Consider the following 23,045-nt stretch of genomic DNA (forward strand, 5'->3'; position numbering starts at 1 on the left):
CACGTTGAATACGACACCCCGACTCGCCACTACGCACACGTAGACTGCCCAGGCCACGCCGACTATGTTAAAAACATGATCACCGGTGCTGCGCAGATGGACGGCGCGATCCTGGTTGTTGCTGCGACTGACGGCCCAATGCCTCAGACTCGTGAGCACATCCTGCTGGGTCGTCAGGTAGGCGTTCCTTTCATCATCGTGTTCCTGAACAAATGCGACATGGTTGATGACGAAGAGCTGCTGGAACTGGTAGAGATGGAAGTTCGTGAACTGCTGTCTCAGTACGATTTCCCAGGCGACGACACTCCAATCGTTCGTGGTTCCGCGCTGAAAGCGCTGGAAGGCGAAGCAGAGTGGGAAGCAAAAATCATCGAACTGGCTGGCTACCTGGATTCTTACATCCCAGAACCAGAGCGTGCGATTGACAAGCCATTCCTGCTGCCAATCGAAGACGTATTCTCCATCTCCGGTCGTGGTACCGTTGTTACCGGTCGTGTAGAGCGCGGTATCATCAAAGTTGGCGAAGAAGTTGAAATCGTTGGTATCAAAGAGACTGCTAAGTCTACCTGTACTGGCGTTGAAATGTTCCGCAAACTGCTGGACGAAGGCCGTGCTGGTGAGAACGTTGGTGTTCTGCTGCGTGGTATCAAACGTGAAGAAATCGAACGTGGTCAGGTTCTGGCGAAGCCAGGCTCAATCAAGCCACACACCAAGTTCGAATCTGAAGTGTACATCCTGTCCAAAGACGAAGGCGGCCGTCATACTCCGTTCTTCAAAGGCTACCGTCCACAGTTCTACTTCCGTACAACTGACGTGACCGGTACCATCGAACTGCCAGAAGGCGTTGAGATGGTAATGCCAGGCGACAACATCAAGATGGTTGTGACTCTGATCCACCCAATCGCGATGGACGATGGTCTGCGTTTCGCAATCCGTGAAGGCGGCCGTACCGTTGGCGCGGGCGTTGTTGCTAAAGTTCTCGGCTAATCGCTGATAACATTTGACGCAATGCGCAATAAAAGGGCATCATTTGATGCCCTTTTTGCACGCTTTCACATCAGAACCTGGCTCATCAGTGATTATTTTTGTCATAATCATTGCTGAGACAGGCTCTGCAGAGAGCGTATAATCCGAAAAGCGAATAAGCATTTCGATTTGGTTTGCCTCGCAATCGCGGGGTGAAAATGTTTGTAGAATACTTCTGACAGGTTGGTTTATGAGTGCGAATACCGAAGCTCAAGGGAGCGGGCGCGGCCTGGAAGCGATGAAATGGGTAGTTGTAGCCGTGCTGCTGATCGTGGCAATTGTTGGCAACTATCTTTATCGTGACATGATGCTGCCGCTACGCGCGCTTGCAGTGGTGATTCTGATTGCTGCAGCGGGTGGTGTCGCGCTGTTGACGACAAAAGGCAAAGCGACTGTCGCTTTCGCTCGCGAAGCACGTACCGAAGTCCGCAAGGTCATTTGGCCGACTCGCCAGGAAACATTGCACACCACGCTGATCGTAGCGGCGGTTACCGCTGTAATGTCACTGATCCTGTGGGGACTGGATGGTATTCTGGTTCGCCTGGTTTCCTTTATCACTGGCCTGAGGTTCTAAGATGTCTGAAGCCCCTAAAAAGCGTTGGTACGTCGTTCAGGCGTTTTCCGGTTTTGAAGGCCGCGTAGCTACGTCGCTGCGTGAGCATATCAAATTACACAACATGGAAGAGTTATTTGGCGAAGTTATGGTTCCGACCGAAGAAGTGGTCGAAATCCGTGGCGGCCAACGTCGCAAAAGCGAGCGTAAATTCTTCCCGGGTTACGTGCTGGTTCAGATGGTGATGAACGACGCGAGCTGGCACCTGGTGCGCAGCGTACCGCGCGTGATGGGCTTTATCGGCGGCACGTCTGACCGTCCGGCGCCAATCAGCGATAAAGAAGTTGATGCGATTATGAACCGCCTGCAGCAGGTGGGTGATAAGCCGCGTCCGAAAACGCTGTTTGAACCGGGTGAGATGGTTCGTGTTAATGACGGTCCGTTTGCTGACTTTAACGGCGTCGTTGAAGAAGTGGACTACGAGAAGTCCCGCCTGAAAGTGTCTGTTTCTATCTTCGGTCGTGCGACCCCGGTAGAGCTGGACTTTGCACAGGTCGAAAAAGCCTAAGCAGCGATCAAAAAAGCAACGATTTAATCGTTGCACAAGGCGCGAGATTGGAATACAATTTCGCGCCTTTTGTTTTTATGGGTTACGGCCCGTAAAACGAATTTTATTCACGGGGAGCCTCTCTGAGGCGCTATTACCCAATCAGAGGATTTTAGAATGGCTAAGAAAGTACAAGCCTACGTCAAGCTGCAGGTTGCAGCTGGTATGGCGAACCCAAGTCCACCAGTTGGTCCAGCTCTGGGTCAGCAGGGTGTGAACATCATGGAATTCTGTAAAGCGTTCAACGCAAAAACTGAATCCCTGGAAAAAGGTCTGCCAATCCCAGTCGTAATCACTGTTTACGCTGACCGTTCTTTCACTTTCGTTACCAAAACCCCTCCAGCAGCAGTTCTGCTGAAGAAAGCGGCTGGTATCAAGTCTGGTTCCGGTAAACCGAACAAAGACAAAGTGGGTAAAATTTCCCGCGCTCAGCTGCAGGAAATCGCGCAGACCAAAGCTGCCGACATGACTGGTGCCGACATTGAAGCGATGACTCGCTCAATCGAAGGTACTGCACGTTCCATGGGCCTGGTAGTGGAGGACTAAGAAATGGCTAAACTGACCAAGCGCATGTCCGTGATCCGTGACAAAGTTGATGCGACCAAACAGTACGACATCAACGAAGCTATCGCTCTGCTGAAAGAACTGGCAACTGCTAAGTTCGTTGAAAGCGTTGACGTTGCCGTTAACCTGGGCATCGACGCTCGTAAATCCGATCAGAACGTTCGTGGCGCAACTGTACTGCCACACGGTACTGGCCGTTCCGTTCGCGTAGCTGTATTTGCTCAGGGTGCAAACGCTGAAGCTGCTAAAGCTGCCGGCGCTGAACTGGTAGGTATGGAAGATCTGGCTGATCAGATCAAGAAAGGCGAAATGAACTTTGACGTTGTTATTGCTTCTCCAGATGCAATGCGCGTTGTTGGCCAGCTGGGCCAGGTTCTGGGTCCACGCGGCCTGATGCCAAACCCGAAAGTCGGTACTGTAACGCCTAACGTTGCTGAAGCGGTTAAGAACGCTAAAGCAGGTCAGGTTCGTTATCGTAATGACAAAAACGGCATCATCCACACCACCATCGGTAAAGTGGACTTTGACGCTGACAAACTGAAAGAAAACCTGGAATCTCTGCTGGTTGCGCTGAAAAAAGCAAAACCAACTCAGGCTAAAGGCGTGTACATCAAGAAAGTTAGCATCTCCACCACCATGGGTGCAGGTGTTGCAGTTGACCAAGCTGGCCTGAGCGCTGCTGCAAACTAATGCCTTTACGTGGGCGGTGATTTTGTCTACAATCTTACCCCCACGTTTGCTAACGAAAGTTAGCGGCTAACAGAATTGTTCGTTGGAGCCTGGCCTAATCCAGGCCTCCGTCGAAGACCGCAGGTGTTTCGCAAGAGACTTAATCCCCTGCGTAGACGGTGACAGAACGCTAAGATTATTTTTGAATACTCTGGCTTGTTTCTGCTCACCGTATTAAGACGCTCTCCTCGTTGGGGAGAGTGAAGTGAGTTCCGGGACATGAGTTCCGGCAAACATCCAGGAGCAAAGCTAATGGCTTTAAATCTTCAAGACAAACAAGCGATTGTTGCTGAAGTCAGCGAAGTAGCCAAAGGCGCGCTGTCTGCAGTAGTTGCGGATTCCCGTGGCGTTACTGTAGACAAAATGACTGAACTGCGTAAAGCAGGTCGTGAAGCTGGCGTATACATGCGTGTTGTTCGTAACACCCTGCTGCGTCGCGTAGTTGAAGGTACTCAGTTCGAGTGCCTGAAAGACACGTTTGTTGGTCCGACCCTTATTGCATACTCTATGGAACACCCGGGCGCTGCTGCTCGTCTGTTCAAAGAGTTCGCGAAAGCGAATGCAAAATTTGAGGTCAAAGCTGCAGCCTTTGAAGGTGAGTTGATCCCGGCATCGCAAATCGATCGCCTGGCAACCCTGCCGACCTACGAAGAAGCAATTGCACGCCTGATGGCAACCATGAAAGAAGCTTCGGCTGGCAAACTGGTTCGCACTCTGGCTGCTGTTCGCGATGCGAAAGAAGCTGCTTAATCGCAGTTATCTTTATAAAGCATTTGCTTACGTATAAACTTATTCTGATTTTCAGGAACAATTTAAATGTCTATCACTAAAGATCAAATCATTGAAGCAGTTGCAGCTATGTCCGTAATGGACGTTGTAGAACTGATTTCTGCAATGGAAGAAAAATTCGGTGTTTCTGCTGCTGCTGCTGTAGCTGTAGCTGCGGGCCCGGCTGAAGCTGCTGAAGAAAAAACTGAATTCGACGTAATTCTGAAAGCTGCTGGCGCTAACAAAGTTGCTGTTATCAAAGCAGTACGTGGCGCAACTGGCCTGGGTCTGAAAGAAGCTAAAGACCTGGTAGAATCTGCTCCAGCTGCGCTGAAAGAAGGCGTGAGCAAAGACGACGCAGAAGCACTGAAAAAATCTCTGGAAGAAGCTGGCGCTGAAGTTGAAGTTAAATAAGCCAACTTTTCTGGTTGCAGCCTAAGTCATTAGGCTGATGGCTGGTGACTTTTTAGTCACCAGCCTTTTTGCGCTGTAAGGCATCAGTAGCATTTCACACTGTTTGACTGCTGGTTGTCCTGACAATGCATGTTTCTATCGACGACTTAATATATTGCGACAGGGTGCTCGCTCTGTGTAAATCGCGACGAAATGATTTAAGCGTGATAGCAACAGGTATTGCGGAAAGTATTCAATTTTCCGGTCCACAAAATGGTGTTGCACAAACTGTCCCTTCGTCGGACAGATGGGTCGACTTGTCAGCGAGCTGAGGAACCCTATGGTTTACTCCTATACCGAGAAAAAACGTATTCGTAAGGATTTTGGTAAACGTCCACAAGTTCTGGACATTCCATATCTCCTTTCTATCCAGCTTGACTCGTTCCAGAAGTTTATCGAGCAAGATCCTGAAGGGCAGTACGGTCTGGAAGCAGCCTTCCGCTCCGTGTTCCCGATTCAGAGCTACAGCGGTAACTCCGAGCTGCAGTACGTCAGCTACCGCCTTGGCGAACCGGTGTTTGACGTTCAGGAATGTCAGATCCGTGGCGTGACCTATTCCGCACCGCTGCGCGTAAAACTGCGTCTGGTGATCTACGAGCGCGAAGCGCCGGAAGGCACCGTTAAAGACATTAAAGAACAAGAAGTCTACATGGGTGAAATTCCACTCATGACAGACAACGGTACTTTCGTTATCAACGGTACTGAGCGTGTTATCGTTTCCCAGCTGCATCGTAGCCCGGGCGTCTTCTTCGACAGCGATAAAGGTAAAACACACTCTTCCGGTAAAGTACTGTATAACGCACGCATCATTCCTTACCGTGGTTCATGGCTGGACTTCGAGTTCGATCCGAAAGACAACCTGTTTGTCCGTATCGACCGTCGTCGTAAGCTGCCTGCAACCATCATTCTGCGTGCGCTGCAATACACCACTGAGCAGATCCTGGACCTGTTCTTTGAGAAAGTGATCTTTGAAATCCGCGACAACAAGCTGCAGATGGAGCTGGTGCCGGAACGTCTGCGTGGTGAGACCGCGTCGTTCGACATCGAAGCCGACGGCAAAGTGTATGTGGAAAAAGGTCGCCGTATCACCGCGCGCCATATCCGCCAGCTGGAAAAAGATGATATCAAACTCATCGAAGTTCCGGTTGAGTACATTGCAGGAAAAGTAGCCGCGAAAGATTACGTTGACGAGTCAACGGGTGAGCTGATCTGCCCAGCGAACATGGAGCTGAGCCTGGATCTGCTGGCTAAGCTGAGCCAGTCTGGCCACAAACGTATCGAAACGCTGTTCACCAACGATCTGGACCACGGCGCGTATATTTCTGAAACTATCCGTGTCGACCCAACCACCGATCGTCTGAGCGCGCTGGTAGAAATCTACCGCATGATGCGTCCTGGTGAGCCACCAACTCGCGAAGCGGCGGAAAGCCTGTTCGAGAACCTGTTCTTCTCCGAAGACCGCTACGATCTGTCCGCGGTTGGTCGTATGAAGTTCAACCGTTCTCTGCTGCGTGATGAGATCGAAGGTTCCGGTATCCTGAGCAAAGACGACATCATCGAAGTGATGAAGAAGCTCATCGATATCCGTAACGGTAAAGGCGAAGTGGATGATATCGACCACCTCGGCAACCGTCGTATCCGTTCCGTAGGCGAAATGGCGGAAAACCAGTTCCGCGTTGGCCTGGTGCGTGTTGAGCGTGCGGTGAAAGAGCGTCTGTCTCTGGGCGATCTGGATACCCTGATGCCTCAGGATATGATCAACGCCAAGCCGATTTCTGCAGCAGTGAAAGAGTTCTTCGGTTCAAGCCAGCTGTCTCAGTTCATGGACCAGAACAACCCGCTGTCTGAGATTACGCACAAACGTCGTATCTCTGCACTCGGCCCGGGCGGTCTGACCCGTGAGCGCGCAGGCTTTGAAGTTCGAGACGTACACCCGACCCACTACGGTCGCGTGTGTCCAATCGAAACGCCTGAAGGTCCAAACATCGGTCTGATCAACTCCCTGTCCGTGTACGCACAGACTAACGAATACGGTTTCCTCGAGACTCCGTACCGTAAAGTGACCGACGGTGTTGTTACCGACGAAATTCATTACCTGTCTGCTATCGAAGAAGGCAACTACGTTATCGCTCAGGCGAACTCCAACCTGGATGACGAAGGCCACTTTGTAGAAGATCTGGTTACCTGCCGTAGCAAAGGCGAATCCAGCTTGTTCAGCCGCGACCAGGTTGACTACATGGACGTATCCACCCAGCAGGTGGTATCCGTCGGTGCGTCCCTGATCCCCTTCCTGGAACACGATGACGCCAACCGTGCATTGATGGGTGCGAACATGCAACGTCAGGCCGTTCCAACTCTGCGTGCTGATAAGCCGCTGGTTGGTACCGGTATGGAACGTGCTGTTGCCGTTGACTCCGGTGTTACTGCAGTTGCTAAGCGTGGCGGTACCGTTCAGTACGTCGACGCATCCCGTATCGTTATCAAAGTTAACGAAGACGAGATGTATCCGGGCGAAGCGGGTATCGACATTTATAACCTGACCAAATACACCCGTTCTAACCAGAACACCTGTATCAACCAGATGCCTTGCGTATCTCTGGGTGAGCCAGTTGAGCGCGGCGACGTGCTGGCAGACGGTCCGTCCACCGACCTCGGTGAACTGGCGCTCGGTCAGAACATGCGCGTAGCGTTCATGCCGTGGAACGGTTACAACTTCGAAGACTCCATCCTCGTCTCCGAGCGTGTGGTTCAGGAAGATCGTTTCACCACCATCCACATTCAGGAACTGGCATGCGTGTCCCGTGACACCAAGCTGGGGCCAGAAGAGATCACCGCTGACATCCCTAACGTGGGTGAAGCTGCGCTCTCCAAACTGGATGAATCCGGTATCGTTTACATCGGTGCGGAAGTGACCGGCGGCGACATTCTGGTTGGTAAGGTTACGCCTAAAGGTGAAACCCAGCTGACGCCAGAAGAGAAACTGCTGCGTGCAATCTTCGGTGAGAAAGCGTCTGACGTTAAAGATTCTTCTCTGCGCGTACCAAACGGTGTTTCCGGTACGGTTATCGATGTTCAGGTCTTCACCCGTGACGGCGTTGAGAAAGATAAGCGTGCGCTGGAAATCGAAGAGATGCAGCTCAAACAGGCTAAGAAAGACCTGTCTGAAGAACTGCAGATCCTCGAAGCGGGTCTGTTCAGCCGTATCTATGCGGTGCTGGTTGCCGGTGGCGTTGAAGCTGAGAAGCTCGACAAACTGCCACGCGATCGCTGGCTGGAACTGGGCCTGACCGATGAAGAGAAACAAAATCAGCTGGAACAGCTGGCTGAGCAGTATGACGAACTGAAACACGAGTTCGAGAAAAAACTCGAAGCGAAACGCCGTAAAATCACTCAGGGCGACGATCTGGCACCAGGCGTGCTGAAGATTGTTAAGGTGTATCTGGCCGTTAAACGTCAGATCCAGCCTGGTGACAAGATGGCAGGTCGTCACGGTAACAAGGGTGTTATCTCTAAGATCAACCCGATCGAAGATATGCCGCACGATGCTAACGGTACGCCGGTAGATATCGTACTGAACCCACTGGGCGTACCGTCTCGTATGAACATCGGTCAGATCCTGGAAACCCACCTGGGTATGGCTGCGAAAGGTATCGGCGACAAGATTAACGCCATGCTGAAGCAGCAGGAAGAAGTCGCGAAACTGCGCGAATTCATCCAGCGTGCCTACGATTTGGGTACCGACGTGCGTCAGAAAGTCGACCTGAACACCTTCAGCGATGATGAAGTTCTGCGTCTGGCGGAAAACCTGCGTAAGGGTATGCCAATTGCAACGCCGGTATTCGACGGTGCAAAAGAAGCTGAAATTAAAGAGCTGCTGCAACTGGGTGGTCTGCCAACGTCTGGTCAGATTACGCTGTTTGACGGCCGTACCGGTGAACAGTTCGAGCGTCCAGTAACCGTAGGTTACATGTACATGCTGAAACTGAACCACCTGGTCGACGACAAGATGCACGCTCGTTCTACCGGTTCTTACAGCCTGGTTACTCAGCAGCCGCTGGGTGGTAAGGCTCAGTTCGGTGGTCAGCGCTTCGGGGAGATGGAAGTGTGGGCGCTGGAAGCATACGGCGCAGCATACACCCTGCAGGAAATGCTCACCGTTAAGTCTGATGACGTGAACGGTCGTACCAAGATGTATAAGAACATCGTGGACGGCAACCATCAGATGGAGCCGGGCATGCCAGAATCCTTCAACGTACTGTTGAAAGAGATTCGTTCGCTGGGTATCAACATCGAACTGGAAGACGAGTAATTCTCGCTCAAACAGGTCACTGGTGTCGGGTTAACCCCCGACACCAGATTGTGCTAACTCCGACGGGAGCAAATCCGTGAAAGATTTATTAAAGTTTCTGAAAGCGCAGACTAAAACCGAAGAGTTTGATGCGATCAAAATTGCTCTGGCTTCGCCAGACATGATCCGTTCATGGTCTTTTGGTGAAGTTAAAAAGCCGGAAACCATCAACTACCGTACGTTCAAACCTGAGCGTGACGGCCTTTTCTGTGCGCGTATTTTCGGGCCAGTAAAAGACTACGAGTGCCTGTGCGGTAAGTACAAGCGCCTGAAACACCGTGGTGTGATCTGTGAGAAATGCGGCGTTGAGGTGACCCAGACCAAAGTACGCCGTGAGCGTATGGGCCACATCGAGCTGGCGTCTCCGACTGCTCACATCTGGTTCCTGAAATCTCTGCCGTCCCGTATCGGCCTGCTGCTGGATATGCCGCTGCGCGATATCGAACGTGTTCTGTACTTCGAATCTTATGTTGTGATCGAAGGCGGTATGACGAACCTGGAACGTAACCAGATTCTGACCGAAGAACAGTATCTGGACGCGCTGGAAGAGTTCGGTGACGAATTCGACGCGAAGATGGGTGCGGAAGCTATCCAGGCCCTGCTGAAGAGCATGGATCTGGAGCAAGAGTGCGAGCAGCTGCGTGAAGAGCTGAACGAAACTAACTCCGAAACCAAGCGTAAAAAGCTGACCAAGCGTATCAAACTGCTGGAAGCGTTCGTTCAGTCTGGCAACAAGCCAGAGTGGATGATCCTGACCGTTCTGCCGGTTCTGCCGCCAGATCTGCGTCCACTGGTACCGCTGGATGGTGGTCGTTTCGCAACGTCCGATCTGAACGATCTGTATCGTCGCGTTATCAACCGTAACAACCGTCTGAAACGTCTGCTGGATCTGGCTGCGCCGGACATCATCGTACGCAACGAAAAACGTATGCTGCAGGAAGCGGTCGATGCCCTGCTGGATAACGGTCGTCGCGGTCGTGCGATCACCGGTTCTAACAAACGTCCTCTGAAATCTTTGGCAGACATGATCAAAGGTAAACAGGGTCGTTTCCGTCAGAACCTGCTCGGTAAGCGTGTTGACTACTCCGGTCGTTCTGTTATCACCGTAGGTCCATACCTGCGTCTGCATCAGTGCGGTCTGCCGAAGAAAATGGCACTGGAGCTGTTCAAACCGTTCATCTACGGCAAGCTGGAACTGCGTGGCCTCGCCACCACCATCAAAGCCGCTAAGAAAATGGTTGAGCGTGAAGAAGCTGTCGTTTGGGATATCCTGGACGAAGTGATCCGCGAACACCCGGTACTGCTGAACCGTGCACCAACACTGCACCGTCTGGGTATCCAGGCATTTGAGCCAGTCCTGATCGAAGGTAAAGCTATCCAGCTGCACCCGCTGGTTTGTGCGGCTTATAACGCCGACTTCGATGGTGACCAGATGGCTGTTCACGTACCGCTGACGCTGGAAGCCCAGCTCGAAGCGCGTGCGCTGATGATGTCTACCAACAACATCCTGTCTCCAGCGAACGGTGAACCAATTATCGTTCCTTCTCAGGACGTTGTACTGGGTCTGTACTACATGACCCGTGACTGTGTTAACGCCAAAGGCGAAGGCATGGTGCTGACTGGCCCGAAAGAAGCTGAGCGTATTTATCGCGCTGGCCTGGCCTCTCTGCATGCGCGCGTTAAAGTGCGTATCACCGAATACGAAAAAGATGACAACGGCGAATTCGTTGCGAAAACCAGCCTGAAAGACACGACCGTTGGCCGTGCCATTCTGTGGATGATCGTACCGAAAGGTCTGCCTTTCTCCATCGTCAACCAGGCGCTGGGCAAGAAAGCGATCTCCAAAATGCTGAACACCTGTTACCGCATTCTGGGTCTGAAGCCGACCGTAATCTTCGCTGACCAGACAATGTACACCGGCTTTGCTTATGCAGCGCGTTCAGGTGCATCTGTTGGTATCGATGACATGGTCATCCCAGAGAAGAAACACGAGATCATCTCTGAAGCGGAAGCCGAAGTTGCTGAGATCCAGGAGCAATTCCAGTCTGGTCTGGTAACCGCAGGCGAACGCTATAACAAAGTTATCGATATCTGGGCAGCGGCGAACGATCGTGTATCCAAAGCGATGATGGATAACCTGCAGACCGAAACCGTGATTAACCGTGACGGCGTAGAAGAGCAGCAGGTTTCCTTCAACAGCATCTACATGATGGCCGACTCCGGTGCGCGTGGTTCCGCAGCACAGATTCGTCAGCTGGCAGGTATGCGTGGTCTGATGGCGAAGCCAGATGGCTCCATCATCGAAACGCCAATCACCGCGAACTTCCGTGAAGGTCTGAACGTACTCCAGTACTTCATCTCCACGCACGGTGCTCGTAAGGGTCTGGCGGATACCGCACTGAAAACAGCAAACTCCGGTTATCTGACGCGTCGTCTGGTTGACGTTGCGCAGGATCTGGTTGTGACCGAAGACGATTGTGGCACCCTCGAAGGTATCACCATGACCCCGGTTATCGAGGGTGGTGATGTTAAAGAGCCACTGCGCGATCGCGTGCTGGGTCGTGTGACCGCGGAAGACATTCTGAAGCCGGGCACTGCAGACATTCTGGTTCCACGCAACACGCTGCTGCATGAGCACTGGTGTGACCTGCTGGAAGCGAACTCTGTTGACTCAGTGAAAGTGCGTTCCGTTGTATCTTGTGACACCGACTTTGGTGTATGTGCGCACTGCTACGGTCGTGACCTGGCGCGTGGCCACATCATCAACAAAGGTGAAGCAATCGGCGTTATCGCGGCACAGTCCATCGGTGAGCCGGGTACACAGCTGACGATGCGTACGTTCCACATCGGTGGTGCGGCATCTCGTGCGGCTGCTGAATCCAGCATCCAGGTGAAAAACAAAGGTAGCATCAAGCTCAGCAACGCGAAGTCTGTTGTTAACTCCGCAGGCAAGCTGGTTGTGACCTCTCGTAACACCGAGCTGAAGCTGATCGACGAATTCGGTCGTACCAAAGAGAGCTATAAAGTGCCTTACGGTGCGGTTATGGCGAAAGGTGATGGCGAGCAGGTTGCCGGCGGTGAAACTGTTGCAAACTGGGATCCACACACCATGCCGGTTATCACCGAAGTAAGTGGTTTCATCCGCTTCACTGACATGATCGACGGCCAGACCATTACTCGTCAGACCGACGAGCTGACCGGTCTGTCTTCTCTGGTGGTTCTGGATTCTGCTGAACGTACTGCCGGTGGTAAAGATCTGCGTCCTGCACTGAAAATCGTTGATGGTCAGGGTAACGACGTTCTGATCCCTGGTACCGACATGCCTGCGCAGTACTTCCTGCCGGGTAAAGCGATCGTACAGCTGGAAGATGGCATTCAGATCGGTGCGGGTGATGCTCTGGCGCGTATTCCTCAGGAATCCAGCGGTACCAAGGACATCACCGGTGGTCTGCCACGCGTTGCGGACCTGTTTGAAGCACGTCGTCCGAAAGAGCCTGCAATCCTGGCTGAAATCAGCGGTATCATTTCCTTCGGTAAAGAGACCAAAGGTAAACGCCGTCTGGTTATCACCCCAGTAGATGGCAGCGAGCCGTACGAAGAGATGATTCCTAAGTGGCGTCAGCTCAACGTGTTCGAAGGTGAACGTGTAGAACGTGGTGACGTGGTTTCCGATGGTCCAGAAGCTCCGCACGACATTCTGCGTCTTCGTGGCGTACACGCGGTAACGCGTTACATCACCAACGAAGTACAGGACGTTTACCGTCTGCAGGGCGTTAAGATTAACGATAAGCACATCGAAGTTATCGTTCGTCAGATGCTGCGTAAAGCAACCATCGAAAACGCAGGCAGCTCCGAGTTCCTGGAAGGCGAACAGGTTGAATACTCTCGCGTTAAGATTGCTAACCGCGATCTGGAAGCGAACGGCAAAATCGGTGCGACCTTCGCACGCGATCTGCTGGGTATCACCAAAGCGTCTCTGGCAACCGAGTCCTTCATCTCTGCAGCATCGTTCCAGGAGACCACGCGTGTCCTGACCGAAGCGGCTGTTGCTGGTAAGCGTGATGAACTGCGCGGTCTGAAAGAGAACGTTATCGTGGGTCGTCTGATCCCGGCAGGTACCGGTTATGCGTACCACCAGGATCGTATGCGTCGTCGTGCTGCAGGCGAACTGCCAGCTGCACCGCAGGTCACTGCAGAAGATGCATCCGCGAGCCTGGCAGAACTGCTGAACGCAGGTCTGGGCGGTTCCGACAACGAGTAATCGTTGATGCCCGGTAATAAACATTACCGGGCATATGCCTCGTAGGTCGGGTAAGCGTAGCGCCACCCGACAATAAAAAACCCGCCTCGGCGGGTTTTTTTACATCTGTATGTTATTAGTTTACCAACGGGATCCGTCGATAAAGTTCAATCATATCGCCCGCCAGATCCTGAATGACCATCGCGTTCATCAGGTGATCCTGGGAGTGAACGGTGATCAGGTTAACCGGAAGCTTCCCGGTCCCTTCGTCAAGACCGATAAGCTGCGTCTGGATCGTGTGCGCATGCTTCACATATTCGCGCGACTCTTCCATCGCCTTCTCGGCTTCGTCAAAGTCGCCTTTACGTGCCATCTGCAGTGCGGTCAGAGCAGCACTTCGCGCCGCGCCCGCGTTCACCAGCAGTTCCATGATTGTGGTTTCTAAGTCTTCCATTATGACTCCAGCAGCTTGAGCGCTTTTTCCAGTACGGCATCACCTTTCATCATGCCGTAATCCATCATGTCGATCACCGCGACTTTTTTGCCCAGCGGGTCGGCCTGCGCCTGAAGTTTCGCCTGCTCGTATTTTACCTGTGGCCCCAGCAATACGATGTCGGCCGTCGCGATATTGTCTTTAAACTCCGCGACCGGAACGGCTTTAATGGTGACTTCAACCCCTTTTTTCTGCGCGGCATCTTTCATACGTTGAACCAGCATGCTGGTTGACATTCCCGCTGCACAGCATAAAACGATGTTCTTCATAATCAGCCTCGATCTACATGTGTTTATTGATAATTATCCCGTGCAGACCGCTTCAACAACCGCTTTACCGTGATTGTGTGTCAGGCATCACAAAGAAATCGGCATTTTTCTGAAACCGGTTACAATTTTGTGGTCACTCGCTGTCAGATGTACGAACGATACGATTTTTCCCCTGCTGTTTTGCCGTGTAAAGCGCGCCATCGACGCTGCCTACAAAGTGCTCCAGCGGCTCGAAGTGCCATTCCCCCAGGCCCGCACTGAACGTCACGTGCAGGTTTTCCTCACGCCAGACGCGCCGTTCCACGGCGGTGCGCCACGCTTCCAGCAGCGCGTGAGCGGTAGCGATCGGCTCCGTATGGAAGATCACCGCGAACTCTTCGCCGCCGTAGCGGTAAACAGAGATGTGATGGGGCTGCATGATCTGGATCCCCTCGCGGGCAACGTTACGCAAAACAATATCGCCGCTCAGGTGTCCCCAGGTGTCATTAATGGATTTGAAGTTATCGATATCGATCAGGGCCAGCGCGAAAGGCTGATGGGCGTTCAGCAGTTCATCCACATCGTTGTCGAAAGCGCGGCGGTTTTTACAGCCTGTTAATGCATCATGGGTTGCCTGACGCACATAGGCTTGTTCACGCTCTTTGTTAGACTGAATGGTATGGCTGAGCATCGCCTCAAGGCGCGGGGCCTGGCTGACATCCCCGGTTTTGATGGCGTTGATAATATTCATCAGCACAGTACGGGAAGCATGGCGCAGGTACAAACCAAACAGAATGATGATAATGGCTGCGAGTGCAAATCCCCAACTGACAACAACGGTTTCGTGGCGGGTAATGGCGGTAAGCGTGGCGTCGGATACCCGATAAATAACAAACCAGTCCGGGTTGGTGAAGGAGTAGTAGTAGTACCAGGATTTGCTTTTTGGATCGAATAAATGGCCTTCGCCGCTGGTCATTTTGTCCATCAGCGCTTCGCTGACGTACGGTTTAAAGAGTGCGCCCGTGTCCGGGTGAAGTACCACGGCACCATCGCGTTCGACGACGAAAAATTCACCCTGTACGGGAGCCACCATTTGACGGAGGGTGTATCCCATAGAGGTCAAATCGAGATGAAAAGCGAGCGTTCCCTTCAGCCTGCCTTCGGGTGAAATCACCGGTTTGTAGAGGGTGACGGTTGGATGGTCGGTAAAGTAGTCCATATAGGGGCTGGTATAGTGGCTAAAGATACTGGCCTCTGCCTGGCCTATAAACCACGGGCGGGTTCGCGCGTCGAATGTCTTGCTCTTTTCCGTTGGAAGCACTTCCGGCGCGCGCAGATAATGCCCCTGCGTGTCTGTCAAAGAGATGGACGACACGGTCGGCATCAGGTTTTGCAAATGCATTAACATCTGCAGCCCTTGTGCCGGATCGACGTTGATTGTCTGATTCAGCCGGTCATTGCGCGCAAAATACATCGCTGCACGCCCCAGAATATAGTCGTTTTCACGCAGGATGGATTCGGTATAGTTCACCGCCAGGTTATGGGTGAAATTACCATTAATCTTATGATAATCCTCCAGAAAATCCTTTCTCTGAGAAAGCGTAATCAACACGGCGATCAGCGCGAAGCTGCAGAGGATCCCCGCAAAGCTGACCATAATCGGCCGGGTGAAAGAGAGCTTTTTACTGTGAAGTGCCATGAGCTGTAGATTAATCCAGATGATGAATACGTTACGCCTGCTGATATTCTCTCAGCTTAGTCGCTGTCCTGAGGTTGGTAGCGAATTATACGGAACAGGATTTCAGGCGAGATGATTTATCTTAAGAATCATTAAGAAATTACTCATTATTTTTATTTTCTCAACTTTTGTTATGTTTGGGCGGAGGCAGGGCGAAACGAGGAAGAAGCTTTTCGCCCTGGACAGCATCCGTTGCTGACGAAAGCAGAATAGGAAAACCGGGCACTTGTTCACAACTGCCCGGTGTTTATCTCAGAAGACGCCTCGTCATTTTTTTACGTAGTTGCAGCACATTTCAACGTAATTGCGAGGCGCGTCCCAGCCAGCTGTCCCAGTCTTTCCAGACAGGCTGAAGCCCTTGGGCGATCAGCGCTTCAGCGACGGCTTCCGGACGTCGTGCATCGTGTGGCGCAAACTGCTCCAGCTCCGGACGATCGTCGGCGTAACCACCCGGCTGCGTTTTGGAAAACGCGCTGACGTTGTTAATCGCAAGCGGAATAACGCGATCGCGAAACGCCGGGGACTCGCGCGTTGAGAGCGATAATTCAACGTCCGGGGCGAGCAGGCGAAACGCGCAGATAGTTTGTACCAGCTGGCGCTCATCCATCACCGAGGCCGGTTCGACGCCGCCTGTACACGGACGCAATCTGGGGAAAGAGATGGAGTAGCGACTCTGCCAGTAATGCTGCTGGAGCCACAGCAGATGTTCCGCCACCATATAGTTATCCACTCGCCAGTTGTCTGAAAGCCCCGTCAGTGCGCCGAGGCCGATTTTGTCGATCCCGGCGCGCCCCAGCCTGTCCGGCGTTTCCAGCCGGAAGAAAAAGTCCTGCTTTTTCCCCTTCAGGTGATGCCGGGCATACGTCGCCTCGTGGTAGGTTTCCTGGTAGACCATGACCCCGTCCAGCCCAAGCGTTTTCAGTTCTGCGTACTCGTCCTGCGACAGGGGCTGCACTTCCATCTGCAACGATGCAAACTCACGGCGAATAGCCGGAAGATGCTGACGGAAATAGTCCATTCCCACCTTCCCCTGATGTTCGCCCGTGACCAGCAGAAGATGCTCAAATCCCATTTCACGAATGGCCGCACACTCGCGCGCAATCTCACCTTCATCGAGCGTTTTACGCTTAATGCGGTTGCTCATGGAGAAGCCGCAGTAGGTGCAGTCGTTGGCGCACAGGTTTGAGAGGTAGAGCGGTACGTAGAAGCTCACCGTGTTGCCAAAGCGCTGGCGGGTGAGCCGCTGCGCGCGCTGCGCCATCGGCTCAAGGAAGGCGCTGGCCGCCGGTGAAAGCAGGGCCATCATGTCTTCGCGGGTCGGATGACGCGCGTTTAACGCACGCTCGACATCCGCAGCCGTTTTGCTGTTGATGCGCAGGGCAATATCGTCCCAGTGGATCTGCCGCCAGCGATCGGTAAACGTGGTCATCAGAGCGCCTCCAGGAAACCGGTCAGCGGGCTGGTGGCCTGCGCCTGAAAACTGCGGGAGCCAGGGCCAGACTGCCGTGCCAGCAAACCTGACTCCACCGCCAGGCGAAACGCGCGCGCCATCGTGACGGGATCGTCAGCCACCGCAATTGCCGTGTTCACCAGAACCGCGTCGGCACCCATCTCCAGCGCCTGCGCGGCATGGCTGGGCACGCCAATGCCCGCATCCACGACCACGGGCACGGTGGCCTGTTCAATGATGATCTCCAGCATCGCGCGCGTCTCCAGCCCCTGATTAGAACCAATGGGAGCGCCCAGCGGCATGACGGCGGCACAGCCGACCTCTTCCAGCCGTTTACACAGGACAGGATCGGCGCCGCAGTAAGGCAGGACGATAAATCCCTGTTGCACCAGCTTTTCTGCTGCTTTCAGCGTTTCAATCGGGTCGGGCAGTAGCCAGCGCGCATCCGGGTGAATTTCCAGCTTCAGCCAGCGGGTGCCGAGCGCTTCACGCGCCAGCTGTGCGGCGAAAATCGCCTCTTCGGCTGTTTTCGCACCGGAGGTATTCGGTAAAAGCGTAACGTCTGCCTCCAGTAAAGGCGCAAGAATGGCATCGTTATGCTGGCGAAGATCCACGCGCTTCATCGCCAGCGTCACCAGCTGGCTGCCGCTTTCACGGATGGCATCCACCATCAGCTGCGGCGAGGCGAATTTTCCGGTTCCTGTAAACAGATGCGAATCAAAAACTTTATCGGCAATACGTAACATTTCAGCCCCCTGCGATGACCTGAAACAGCAGGATCTGGTCGCCTTCATTGACCTGCTGATGTTCCCACTGCTCGCGCGGCAGGATCTGTTGATTGAGCGCCAGCGCCGTTCCCGGCTTGAGCTGGCGTAGCCTTTCGAGCAGCACGGCAACGGTAAGTCCGTCATCGCACTTCATTGGCTCATCGTTAAACAGAATGCGCATCGCGGCCTCCGCATACCGGGCAGCGGCTGGCGCGGTGCAAGGCCAGGTGACGCCAGCCGCTTGAGCGCGCATCAAACAGCCGCAGCGTATTACGTTCCGTCTCCATGCCGCTGAGCAGCTTGATGGCTTCCAGTGCCTGCAGCGTGCCCATCACACCAACGACTGGACCGAGAATGCCTGCGGTGCGGCAGTTACGCTCTGGCTCGGCATCGTCCGGCCACAGGCAGCGATAGCAGCCCTGCGCCCACGGAGGCGTCAGGACCATCATCTGTCCCCCGAAACCGACCGCGCTGGCGGTGATAAGCGGCGTGTTATGTGCCACACAGACGGCGTTAATCGCCTGACGCGTCGCCATATTGTCCGTGCAGTCCAGCACCACGTCGGCAAGGGCAACTTCACGCTGCAGGCGTTCACCACCGAGCCGCTCCTGCAGGGCAATCAGCTCAATGTCCGGGTTAAGCTGGTTCAGCCGCTGCCGGGTGATCTGCGCTTTAGGCTGGTCGATATCTTCCGTGGTGAAAAGAATTTGCCGCTGCAGGTTGCTGAGATGTACCTCGTCGTCGTCGGCCAGCACCAGCGTGCCGACGCCCGCACCCGCCAGATAAAGCGCGGCGGGCGCGCCTAAGCCGCCCAGACCGACAATCAGCACCCGGCTGGCGAGCAGTTTTTGCTGCCCGTCGATGGCGATATCTTCCAGCAGGATCTGACGGCTGTAGCGCATAAAATCACGATCATTCATCGCCTGCTCCTGCCAGCTGTAGCAGCTGTGCGGTTGCGGCCTGCCAGTCAGCAGCCTGGGTGATGGCGCTGACGACGGCGATACTGCCGACGCCGGTATCCAGCACCGCCGGGGCACGTTCAAGACTGATCCCGCCGATGGCGACGGTGGGGTAGTCCGCCAGACGTTTAACATGACTCGCCAGTTGCGTCAGCCCCTGCGGTGCGGAGGGCATCTGCTTGGTTTGCGTCGGGAAGACGTGACCCAGCGCGATGTAAGAGGGACGGGCCGCCAGCGCCACGTCGATCTCCATGTCATCATGCGTTGAAACGCCAAGGCGTAGCCCGGCTTCACGGATAGCGCTCAGATCCGTTGTTTCCAGGTCCTCCTGACCCAGATGCACGCCATACGCCCGGTGTTTAACGGCCAGCCGCCAGTAGTCGTTGATAAACAGGCGGGCGTTATGTCGACGTCCAAGCGCGACGGCGGTAACCACATCGGCCTCCACCTCGTCATCGCGTTTATCTTTGATGCGCAGCTGGAGAGTGCGAACGCCAGCCTTCAGCAGGCGCTCTATCCACTCCACGCTGTCCACCACCGGATAAAGCCCTAAGCGGAAGGGCACCGGGGGAAAATCGGGCTGGTACATTACGCCTCCTCTTTTTTGAGGTAGATTTCGCCGCCTTTGGCGCGGAAGGTTTCTGACATATCCGCCATACCCACTTCAATGGTTTGCGCGGCGGCGTAGTCGCGCACCTCCTGGCTGATTTTCATTGAGCAGAATTTTGGCCCGCACATAGAGCAGAAGTGCGCGACTTTGCCCGACTCCTGCGGCAGGGTCTCATCGTGATAGGCGCGCGCGGTGAACGGATCCAGCGCCAGGTTGAACTGATCTTCCCAGCGGAATTCAAAGCGAGCCTTCGACATGGCGTTATCGCGGATTTGCGCGCCCGGGTGGCCTTTCGCCAAATCCGCCGCGTGGGCGGCAATTTTGTAGGTGATCAGCCCCTGCTTAACGTCCTCTTTGTTAGGCAGGCCGAGGTGCTCTTTCGGCGTCACGTAGCAGAGCATGGCGCAGCCGAACCAACCGATCATCGCCGCCCCAATTCCTGACGTGAAGTGGTCATAGCCCGGCGCGATGTCGGTTGTCAGTGGCCCCAGCGTGTAGAACGGCGCTTCGTGGCAGTGCTCCAGCTCTTCGGTCATGTTGCGGCGGATCATCTGCATCGGCACGTGGCCCGGGCCTTCAATCATCACCTGCACGTCATACTCCCAGGCGATTTTGGTCAGCTCGCCCAGCGTGTGCAGTTCGGCAAACTGCGCTTCGTCATTCGCGTCGCGAATAGATCCAGGACGCAGGCCGTCGCCCAGCGACAGCGACACGTCGTATGCGGCGCAGATCTCACAGATCTCGCGGAAGTGTTCGTAGAGGAAGTTTTCCTGATGATGGGACAGGCACCACTTCGCCATGATGGAACCGCCTCGCGAGACGATGCCGGTCAGACGTTTCGCCGTCATCGGCACGTAGCGCAGCAGCACGCCCGCGTGAATGGTGAAGTAGTCCACGCCCTGTTCCGCCTGCTCCAGCAGCGTGTCGCGGAAGGCTTCCCAGGTGAGGTCTTCGGCAATGCCGTTGACCTTTTCCAGCGCCTGATAAATTGGGACGGTGCCAATCGGTACCGGGCTGTTACGCAGGATCCATTCGCGGGTTTCGTGAATATAGCGGCCGGTGGAGAGGTCCATTACCGTGTCCGCACCCCAGCGCGTGGACCAGACCAGCTTTTCCACCTCTTCTTCGATGGAAGAGGTAACGGCTGAGTTACCGATGTTAGCGTTGACCTTCACCAGGAAGTTGCGGCCAATAATCATCGGCTCGGATTCCGGGTGGTTAATGTTGGCGGGGATAATGGCGCGACCGGCCGCCACTTCGTCACGCACAAATTCCGGCGTGATGTTCTCCGGCAGACGAGCGCCAAAGCCTTCACCCGGATGCTGGTAGCGCAGTATTTCGCTACGGATGCGCTCGCGACCCATGTTTTCGCGGATGGCGATGAACTCCATCTCCGGCGTGACGATGCCCTGGCGTGCGTAGTGCAACTGGGTCACGCATTTTCCCGCTTTAGCACGTTTTGGCGTCAGCAGGCCGGTAAAGCGCAGTTCGTCCAGACCGTCGTCGGCCAGGCGTGCTTTGGTGTACGCAGAGCTACGCACGCTCAGTTCTTCGCAGTCGTTACGCGCGTCAATCCACGGCTGGCGCAGCTTTGCCAGACCCTGCTGGACGTTAATTGCAACATCGGGATCGCCATACGGGCCAGAGGTGTCGTATACCGGCACGGCTTCGTTGTCTTCAAACTGCGGATTCTCTTTGCTGCCGCCGATAAGCGTCGGGCTGAGCTGGATCTCACGCATCGGGACGCGAATATCGGCCTGCGAGCCGGAAATGTAGATACGTTTAGAGTTCGGGAAAGCAGTGCCTTCCAGGGTGTCGATGAAGTGTTGGGCCTGTGCGCGCTGTTCGCGGCGGGTCAGTTTTGCAGTAGACATAGCTCATTCCAAAAGTGAAGGACATGGCTTGTCAGACGACGGATGAAGCAAGAGAGGATCGCCCTCAGGCGATACAACAGCTGTGTGACTCTTGTTCCCTTCGCAGGTATTAGCCTGATCAGGTTCCGCGGATCCCGAATTAACGGTCTCAGCCCGTGCTTTCACACTGGGCACTCCGACAAGAAAAATCCCCCTCGTGAGAGGGGCGAATGGTTGTAAATTACTCGTTAACGATTAAGAACTCAAGCAGGGCGCGCGACGTTCTCTTCATCGCTGGTATTCACGTCATTGTCCAGCACGAGGGCGATCAGCTTATCTTCCAGCGTGAATCGCTCCTCCAGCGCTTCACCGAGATCGGACAGCGCCTGCTGAAACTCAAGATAGTTATCGTGATCGATGGCGTTCTCGAGTGTGGAATCGTAGTAATCCATGATCTGCTGGGTGTTGGCTTCCAGCAGCGGATAGAGTTTGCTGGCCGCTAAATACGGTGTTGTCCCTTCCATTTCGCGGATAATGCGTTCATAAATATTGAAATGGCCGTCGGACAGGTAGTCGACCAGGCTCTGGCAAAAATCATCCAGCGCTTTTTCATTCAGCCGCATAAACGATTCTTTGCCAGGCTTAATACCGACCAGATTGTAATAAGCCACGAGTAGATGCTTGCGCACATGCAGCCAGCGATCCACCAGTTTGTTACTTCCTCTAACGCGCTCAGTCAGGCTTTCTAGCTGGTTTAACATGGTCGACTCCGCAAGGTTTAGGATTGAATCTGCTTATCCAAAATGTAACCACAATGCTAACAACATGTCAGTGAAGCGAAGGTAGTGCAATAGATATGGATCGTATTATTGAAAAATCAGATCTGGGTTGGTGGATCGTCAGTCACGAACAAAAATTATGGCTGCCCGCCGGGGAAATCCCCCATGGCACGGCGGAAACGTTCGATCTTGTAGGACAAACCGCGCTGTGGATCGGCGAGTGGCAGGGCGAGCCGGTGTGGTTGATCCAACAAGCGCGTCGCCAGGATATGGGGTCTGTGCGGCAGGTGCTGGATCAGGATGTCGGGCTGTTCCAGCTGGCGGGGCGCGGCGTGCAGCTGGCGGAGTTTTACCGCTCGCATAAATACTGCGGCTACTGCGGTCATACCATGCACCCGAGCAAAACCGAGTGGGCGATGCTCTGCAGCCACTGCCGCGAGCGCTACTATCCTCAGATTGCACCCTGCATTATCGTCGCTATCCGTCGGGAGGATTCCATCCTGCTGGCGCAGCATACTCGTCATCGCAACGGCATTCACACCGTGCTGGCCGGGTTCGTCGAAGTAGGCGAAACGCTGGAGCAGGCGGTGGCGCGCGAGGTGATGGAAGAGAGCAGTATTAAGGTGAAGAACCTGCGCTACGTCACCTCCCAGCCCTGGCCGTTCCCGATGTCGCTGATGACCGCATTTATGGCGGAATACGATAGCGGCGAGATCGTTATCGATCAGAAAGAGCTGCTGGAAGCGAACTGGTATCGCTATGACGATTTACCGCTGTTGCCTCCGCCGGGCACCGTGGCGCGTCGGCTGATAGAAGATACCGTGGCGATGTGTCGGGCCGAGTATGAGTAGTGTTACACT

20 protein-coding genes and 1 riboswitch are annotated in these 23,045 nt (G+C 54.2%); of the genes, 10 read left to right on the forward strand and 10 right to left on the reverse strand.

Annotated features, from left to right (window positions below; genetic code table 11):
- From tuf to rpoC, 9 genes are all read left to right on the forward strand, one after another.
- Window positions 1-987: elongation factor Tu (tuf, locus tag ACTJJA_RS23245; protein ID WP_440669305.1), on the forward strand; the 987-nt coding region annotated here is incomplete at its 5' end.
- A gap of 229 nt (window positions 988-1,216) precedes the next feature.
- Window positions 1,217-1,600, forward strand: a complete 384-nt coding sequence (secE, locus tag ACTJJA_RS23250; protein WP_003862342.1) for a preprotein translocase subunit SecE — start codon at window positions 1,217-1,219, stop codon at window positions 1,598-1,600.
- 1 nt (window position 1,601) lies between these two features.
- Window positions 1,602-2,147 carry a transcription termination/antitermination protein NusG gene (nusG, locus tag ACTJJA_RS23255; RefSeq protein WP_003862341.1) on the forward strand — a complete coding sequence of 182 codons (546 nt, stop codon included), beginning with the start codon at window positions 1,602-1,604 and terminating at the stop codon, window positions 2,145-2,147.
- Window positions 2,148-2,303: 156 nt separating this feature from the next.
- Complete coding sequence (rplK, locus tag ACTJJA_RS23260) at window positions 2,304-2,732, forward strand: 50S ribosomal protein L11 (protein WP_008503452.1); 429 nt, start codon at window positions 2,304-2,306, stop codon at window positions 2,730-2,732.
- A gap of 3 nt (window positions 2,733-2,735) precedes the next feature.
- Window positions 2,736-3,440, forward strand: a complete 705-nt coding sequence (gene rplA, locus ACTJJA_RS23265; protein WP_006176745.1) for a 50S ribosomal protein L1 — start codon at window positions 2,736-2,738, stop codon at window positions 3,438-3,440.
- Window positions 3,441-3,731: 291 nt separating this feature from the next.
- Window positions 3,732-4,229, forward strand: a complete 498-nt coding sequence (gene rplJ / locus ACTJJA_RS23270) for a 50S ribosomal protein L10 (RefSeq protein ID WP_001207203.1) — start codon at window positions 3,732-3,734, stop codon at window positions 4,227-4,229.
- Between the two features lie 66 nt (window positions 4,230-4,295).
- The gene (gene rplL / locus ACTJJA_RS23275) at window positions 4,296-4,661 is read left to right on the forward strand and encodes a 50S ribosomal protein L7/L12 (protein ID WP_006176746.1); all 366 of its coding nucleotides are present in this window, start codon (window positions 4,296-4,298) and stop codon (window positions 4,659-4,661) included.
- Window positions 4,662-4,980: 319 nt separating this feature from the next.
- Window positions 4,981-9,009, forward strand: a complete 4,029-nt coding sequence (gene rpoB / locus ACTJJA_RS23280; RefSeq protein ID WP_100167617.1) for a DNA-directed RNA polymerase subunit beta — start codon at window positions 4,981-4,983, stop codon at window positions 9,007-9,009.
- Between the two features lie 76 nt (window positions 9,010-9,085).
- On the forward strand, window positions 9,086-13,309 hold the full coding sequence (gene rpoC, locus ACTJJA_RS23285; RefSeq protein ID WP_420986390.1) for a DNA-directed RNA polymerase subunit beta': 4,224 nt from the start codon (window positions 9,086-9,088) through the stop codon (window positions 13,307-13,309).
- 115 nt (window positions 13,310-13,424) lie between these two features.
- Here rpoC and ACTJJA_RS23290 read toward each other — a convergent pair whose 3' ends face one another.
- The 10 genes from ACTJJA_RS23290 to rsd all read right to left on the reverse strand — a co-directional run bounded on the left by ACTJJA_RS23290 (window position 13,425) and on the right by rsd (window position 22,167).
- On the reverse strand, window positions 13,425-13,742 hold the full coding sequence (locus ACTJJA_RS23290; RefSeq protein WP_003862327.1) for a PTS lactose/cellobiose transporter subunit IIA: 318 nt from the start codon (window positions 13,740-13,742) through the stop codon (window positions 13,425-13,427).
- Window positions 13,742-14,050: a PTS sugar transporter subunit IIB gene (locus ACTJJA_RS23295; protein ID WP_010425948.1), complete on the reverse strand. Its 309-nt coding sequence runs from the start codon at window positions 14,048-14,050 to the stop codon at window positions 13,742-13,744. The genes ACTJJA_RS23290 and ACTJJA_RS23295 overlap by 1 nt, the downstream gene beginning before the upstream one ends.
- A gap of 133 nt (window positions 14,051-14,183) precedes the next feature.
- Window positions 14,184-15,728: a sensor domain-containing diguanylate cyclase gene (locus ACTJJA_RS23300; RefSeq protein ID WP_337257230.1), complete on the reverse strand. Its 1,545-nt coding sequence runs from the start codon at window positions 15,726-15,728 to the stop codon at window positions 14,184-14,186.
- Window positions 15,729-16,062: 334 nt separating this feature from the next.
- A complete protein-coding gene (gene thiH / locus ACTJJA_RS23305; protein ID WP_440669307.1) occupies window positions 16,063-17,196 on the reverse strand; it encodes a 2-iminoacetate synthase ThiH in 1,134 nt (377 codons plus the stop codon).
- Entirely contained in the window at window positions 17,196-17,963 is a 768-nt protein-coding gene (gene thiG, locus ACTJJA_RS23310; RefSeq protein WP_440669308.1) for a thiazole synthase, read from the reverse strand. Before thiG ends, thiH begins: the two co-directional genes overlap by 1 nt.
- A 1-nt stretch (window position 17,964) precedes the next feature.
- Window positions 17,965-18,165, reverse strand: coding sequence for a sulfur carrier protein ThiS (gene thiS / locus ACTJJA_RS23315; RefSeq protein WP_010425940.1), 201 nt, complete (start codon window positions 18,163-18,165; stop codon window positions 17,965-17,967).
- Window positions 18,149-18,904 (reverse strand): thiazole biosynthesis adenylyltransferase ThiF, encoded by a 756-nt coding sequence (gene thiF, locus ACTJJA_RS23320; RefSeq protein WP_440669309.1) that lies wholly within the window; start codon window positions 18,902-18,904, stop codon window positions 18,149-18,151. Before thiF ends, thiS begins: the two co-directional genes overlap by 17 nt.
- Window positions 18,897-19,532 carry a thiamine phosphate synthase gene (gene thiE, locus ACTJJA_RS23325; protein ID WP_440669310.1) on the reverse strand — a complete coding sequence of 212 codons (636 nt, stop codon included), beginning with the start codon at window positions 19,530-19,532 and terminating at the stop codon, window positions 18,897-18,899. The genes thiF and thiE overlap by 8 nt, the downstream gene beginning before the upstream one ends.
- Window positions 19,532-21,427 (reverse strand): phosphomethylpyrimidine synthase ThiC, encoded by a 1,896-nt coding sequence (thiC, locus tag ACTJJA_RS23330; protein WP_440669311.1) that lies wholly within the window; start codon window positions 21,425-21,427, stop codon window positions 19,532-19,534. Before thiC ends, thiE begins: the two co-directional genes overlap by 1 nt.
- Before the next feature lie 78 nt (window positions 21,428-21,505).
- Window positions 21,506-21,615: riboswitch (TPP riboswitch) on the reverse strand.
- 54 nt (window positions 21,616-21,669) lie between these two features.
- Window positions 21,670-22,167, reverse strand: a complete 498-nt coding sequence (gene rsd / locus ACTJJA_RS23335) for a sigma D regulator (protein WP_440669312.1) — start codon at window positions 22,165-22,167, stop codon at window positions 21,670-21,672.
- 95 nt (window positions 22,168-22,262) lie between these two features.
- On the opposite strand from rsd, the gene nudC reads away from it, so the two are divergent.
- Window positions 22,263-23,036, forward strand: a complete 774-nt coding sequence (gene nudC, locus ACTJJA_RS23340) for an NAD(+) diphosphatase (RefSeq protein ID WP_042715996.1) — start codon at window positions 22,263-22,265, stop codon at window positions 23,034-23,036.
- Window positions 23,037-23,045: the final 9 nt, after the last annotated feature.

The organism is Enterobacter sp. 22452 (assembly GCF_052045065.1).
GTDB lineage: Bacteria > Pseudomonadota > Gammaproteobacteria > Enterobacterales > Enterobacteriaceae > Enterobacter > Enterobacter mori.

What these genes read in the sequence shown, in the direction of transcription:
- secE (WP_003862342.1), top strand. Translation starts at nt 1,217, where the DNA reads ATGAGTGCGAATACCGAAGCTCAAGGGAGCGGGCGCGGCCTGGAAGCG.
- nusG (WP_003862341.1), top strand. Translation starts at nt 1,602, where the DNA reads ATGTCTGAAGCCCCTAAAAAGCGTTGGTACGTCGTTCAGGCGTTTTCC.
- rplK (WP_008503452.1), top strand. Translation starts at nt 2,304, where the DNA reads ATGGCTAAGAAAGTACAAGCCTACGTCAAGCTGCAGGTTGCAGCTGGT.
- rplA (WP_006176745.1), top strand. Translation starts at nt 2,736, where the DNA reads ATGGCTAAACTGACCAAGCGCATGTCCGTGATCCGTGACAAAGTTGAT.
- rplJ (WP_001207203.1), top strand. Translation starts at nt 3,732, where the DNA reads ATGGCTTTAAATCTTCAAGACAAACAAGCGATTGTTGCTGAAGTCAGC.
- rplL (WP_006176746.1), top strand. Translation starts at nt 4,296, where the DNA reads ATGTCTATCACTAAAGATCAAATCATTGAAGCAGTTGCAGCTATGTCC.
- rpoB (WP_100167617.1), top strand. Translation starts at nt 4,981, where the DNA reads ATGGTTTACTCCTATACCGAGAAAAAACGTATTCGTAAGGATTTTGGT.
- ACTJJA_RS23290 (WP_003862327.1), bottom strand. Translation starts at nt 13,742, where the DNA reads ATGGAAGACTTAGAAACCACAATCATGGAACTGCTGGTGAACGCGGGC.
- ACTJJA_RS23295 (WP_010425948.1), bottom strand. Translation starts at nt 14,050, where the DNA reads ATGAAGAACATCGTTTTATGCTGTGCAGCGGGAATGTCAACCAGCATG.
- ACTJJA_RS23300 (WP_337257230.1), bottom strand. Translation starts at nt 15,728, where the DNA reads ATGGCACTTCACAGTAAAAAGCTCTCTTTCACCCGGCCGATTATGGTC.
- thiH (WP_440669307.1), bottom strand. Translation starts at nt 17,196, where the DNA reads ATGACCACGTTTACCGATCGCTGGCGGCAGATCCACTGGGACGATATT.
- thiG (WP_440669308.1), bottom strand. Translation starts at nt 17,963, where the DNA reads ATGTTACGTATTGCCGATAAAGTTTTTGATTCGCATCTGTTTACAGGA.
- thiS (WP_010425940.1), bottom strand. Translation starts at nt 18,165, where the DNA reads ATGCGCATTCTGTTTAACGATGAGCCAATGAAGTGCGATGACGGACTT.
- thiF (WP_440669309.1), bottom strand. Translation starts at nt 18,904, where the DNA reads ATGAATGATCGTGATTTTATGCGCTACAGCCGTCAGATCCTGCTGGAA.
- thiE (WP_440669310.1), bottom strand. Translation starts at nt 19,532, where the DNA reads ATGTACCAGCCCGATTTTCCCCCGGTGCCCTTCCGCTTAGGGCTTTAT.
- thiC (WP_440669311.1), bottom strand. Translation starts at nt 21,427, where the DNA reads ATGTCTACTGCAAAACTGACCCGCCGCGAACAGCGCGCACAGGCCCAA.
- rsd (WP_440669312.1), bottom strand. Translation starts at nt 22,167, where the DNA reads ATGTTAAACCAGCTAGAAAGCCTGACTGAGCGCGTTAGAGGAAGTAAC.
- nudC (WP_042715996.1), top strand. Translation starts at nt 22,263, where the DNA reads ATGGATCGTATTATTGAAAAATCAGATCTGGGTTGGTGGATCGTCAGT.